At 64.2% G+C, this 3,159-nt stretch carries 5 protein-coding genes; 4 read left to right on the top strand and 1 reads right to left on the bottom strand.

Annotation, left to right across the window (positions count from 1 at the left end):
- Window positions 1-136 precede the first annotated feature (136 nt).
- Complete coding sequence (locus tag DBR12_RS08475) at window positions 137-454, top strand: DUF2322 family protein (RefSeq protein ID WP_108616848.1); 318 nt, start codon at window positions 137-139, stop codon at window positions 452-454.
- A gap of 216 nt (window positions 455-670) precedes the next feature.
- Window positions 671-919, top strand: coding sequence for a hypothetical protein (locus DBR12_RS08470; RefSeq protein WP_108616847.1), 249 nt, complete (start codon window positions 671-673; stop codon window positions 917-919).
- 91 nt (window positions 920-1,010) lie between these two features.
- Here DBR12_RS08470 and DBR12_RS08465 read toward each other — a convergent pair whose 3' ends face one another.
- Window positions 1,011-1,604, bottom strand: coding sequence for a carboxymuconolactone decarboxylase family protein (locus tag DBR12_RS08465; protein WP_108616846.1), 594 nt, complete (start codon window positions 1,602-1,604; stop codon window positions 1,011-1,013).
- A gap of 343 nt (window positions 1,605-1,947) precedes the next feature.
- Between DBR12_RS08465 and DBR12_RS08460 the strand changes: the two genes are divergently transcribed.
- Window positions 1,948-2,811, top strand: a complete 864-nt coding sequence (locus tag DBR12_RS08460; RefSeq protein ID WP_108616845.1) for a peptidoglycan DD-metalloendopeptidase family protein — start codon at window positions 1,948-1,950, stop codon at window positions 2,809-2,811.
- Window positions 2,812-2,892: 81 nt separating this feature from the next.
- Window positions 2,893-3,159: pseudouridine synthase (locus DBR12_RS08455; RefSeq protein WP_233244359.1), on the top strand; the 267-nt coding region annotated here is incomplete at its 3' end.

The raw sequence follows: 3,159 nt of genomic DNA, 5'->3' as shown, positions 1-3,159 counted from the left end.
GCCCCGCCCCGCCCCGCAAAGACGCTGATCCCGTACCATCGCAGATCGGAATTTACTCACTAATTGATAGCTAAAAGTGCTTACCCATAGCGCGGAAGCAGCCAATTTATCTCAATTTTTTACCTCCACCACCCCCATGAACTTCGCAGACCGTCTCAAGCAACTCCCCTCCGCCAGCCACCTCGCCGCCCTGCACCTGCTGGGCGCAGACGGCCAGGTGCTGGCCACCATCGAAAACAAGCCCGGCCAGGGCGGATCGCTGGTGGTGTATGCCGCACTGGCTGCGTTGTATGGCGGCAGCATCACGCCCGCAGCCGCCAGCCTGGGGCTGGAGTGGTATGCCGAGCATGTGGCTGATGCGCGCGCCTTCCCCGGCAAGCACCCCAACATCGACCGGCTGCTGGCCTGGGCGCAAGGCAGCGAGAGTTTTGGGGTGCGCGCGGTGGGGGCCTGATGCGGCATCTTGCCAAACCAATCCTGCACGCCCCCTGATCGCGCCTACCATGCCTTCGTCAACAGCCGACGCCCTCAGGGTGCGTCGTGCGCGGCAACTGGCTGGCGCTGCTGGTGGCGCCGGAGAATTCGTGCGGGGCTCCTGGCGCTGGGTGGTGAAACTGGGGTACCCTGCCCGCCTTTCTTCCTCTCTTGATCCGCAACGCCGGAAACCACCATGAAAAAACTCAACGTCACCATCCAGCTCGAAATGACAGTGCCCGACAGCTGGGCACTGGTCGAGACCTCGGAAAGCACGCCGGTGATCCAGATGGCCGACGGCAAGTTTCTGGACATCGCCATCGAGCCCCTGTTTGCCGCCGACCCTGAAGACATGTGGAGCAGCACCGACAGCGACGATGAGCTCAACGAGGTGCTGGACATGGTGGAGAGCGAAGCCGTCACCTACGAGTTCGTGCAGTCCTGACAACCTCAGGCGCCCGGCACCAGCTCCCGGCGCCGGCTCCCAGCACCAGCACCAGCACCAGCAGAAACTGGCACCGCTTCACCGCGCAGGATCAGGCAACGTGTTTGCCTGCGTCCCAGCCATGCGCCCTCAGGGCCTCCTTGGCAACCTCGTTAGGCGCGGCCTCCAGAGGGGTCGCCATGGTGTCGTTCCAGCGGTTGAGAAACGCAAACATGGCAACCACGCCCAGCAGCTCCACAATTTCACCTTCGCTCCAGTGCTTGCGCAACTGGTCAAAAAGAGCATCGTCCACCGCATTGGGCTGGCTGGCAGCGGCCAGCGCAAAATCCAGCGCGATGCGCTCCCGCTCGCTGTAGTGCGGGCTGGTGGCATAGGTCCAGACATCTGCCAGCTTGGCATCGCTGACCCCAAAATTCTTGGCACCCAGCAAGGTGTGCGCCTGGCAATAAAGACACCCCGACACCTTGCTGACCACATGGCCGATCAACCTGCGAAAGCCAAGGTCCACCTCGCCTTCGGGGTCCATGACCGCACCGTTGAGCTGGGCGAATGCCCGAACCAGCCGGGGCTTGCGCTGCATCGTCAGCACGCTGTTGGGCGTGAAGCCCAAGGTGCCCAGAAAAAAGTCGAAATGCTCCTTCAACTCAGGGGTGGTTTCCGGCGGCAAGGGTGACAGGCGAGGCATGAAAAGTCTCCAGATACTTGAATGAATACAACTTGAATGCATGCAACTTGAATGCATGCAGACGGTTGAAGGGTGCGATGGCACTCCGGGCGTGGCAAGCATAGCCGCGCGACCACATTCCACTGAATGCGACATCACCCATGCTGCGGCTGATAAAGCGGCGGGCCAACTTCTCTGCATGCTGCGCTGAGGAGCGCACAATGGGTGGCGGCCAACATGCCTGCGAGCGTCCTGCTGCACTACCGCATTTCTCCACCCCCGTCTTTTCTTTCGCGCCCGTTTTCCCAACGTGACTCCATCCCATCACGACCGCCACCCCGCCCTCACCCGTCGCCAGGCATTGATGGCCGCCAGCAGTGTTCTTGCGCTGCCATCCCAGGGGCTGCTGCATGCCAAGCCTTCCCCACAGCCGCCAGCGTCGGACACCTGGCCACAGGCGCTGCAAGTGCCAGGGGGGGTCGCCCGGCTGTCGCTGGGGCCCGCTTCTACGCGGCCAGCAGCCCATGTGCGCCAGGCACAAACAGATGTGCCAGTCATGGTGGTGGGTGACGCGATCGAGTGGACTGCCGTGCTGGGCATACCGCTGTCGGCAACACCGGGCGAGGGGCTCCTGAGCGTGGAGCAGGCCGACGGTGGCAGAAGCAGGAAGATTCCCTACACGGTGGGCCACAAGCAATACAAAGAGCAGCACCTCACGGTGTCGCCCCGCACGGTGGACCTCTCGCCCGAGGACCAGGCCCGCTACGAGCGCGAGCGCGACCACCAGGCGGGCGTGATGGCCACCTTCACCGAGTTGCCCGCTGGTGTGGCCCTGCCATCGCTGCGCATGCGCGTGCCGGTGCCGGGGCGGCGCTCCAGCTCGTTCGGGCTGCGCCGCGTGTTCAACGGCCAGCCGCGCAATCCGCACAGCGGCATGGACATCGCCGCCGCCACGGGCACCCCGGTCGTGGCGCCGCTGGCAGGCCGGGTGATCGACGTGGGCGACTACTTCTTCAATGGCGGCACAGTGTGGCTGGACCATGGCCAGGGCCTGCTCAGCATGTACTGCCACCTGAGCCGCATGGATGTGCGCGTGGGCGACGTGCTGCAGGCGGGCGACGCGTTCTGCCAGGTGGGCGCCACCGGCCGCGTGACCGGGCCGCACCTGCACTGGGGCGTGATGCTGAACCGCACCATGGTGGACCCGGCGCTGTTCACCCCGGCATAACTATTATTTTGATAGCTGCTTGCGCTTGATGGACGCGCGCAAGCAGCCATTTTTATTCAAAAACCACGCCCCAAACGCCCCATGACCCCGCGCCTGATCCGCTTCAACAAACCCTATGGCGTGCTGAGCCAGTTCACGGCCGAAGGCAAGTGGCAGGGCCTGAAGGACTACATCGCCCTGCCCGGCGTGTACGTGGCCGGGCGCCTGGACGCCGACAGCGAAGGCCTGCTGCTGCTGACCAACGACGGCCCGCTGCAGGCCCGCATTGCCGACCCGCGCTTCAAGATGGAGAAGACCTACTGGGTGCAGGTGGAGGGCATCCCGGATGAAGCCGCGCTGGCCACACTG

Source organism: Acidovorax sp. HMWF029, assembly GCF_003060895.1.
Classification (GTDB): Bacteria; Pseudomonadota; Gammaproteobacteria; order Burkholderiales; family Burkholderiaceae_C; genus Acidovorax.
The sequence above is the reverse complement of the archived record's forward strand: the minus strand, read 5'-3'. Positions and strand labels throughout refer to the sequence as shown.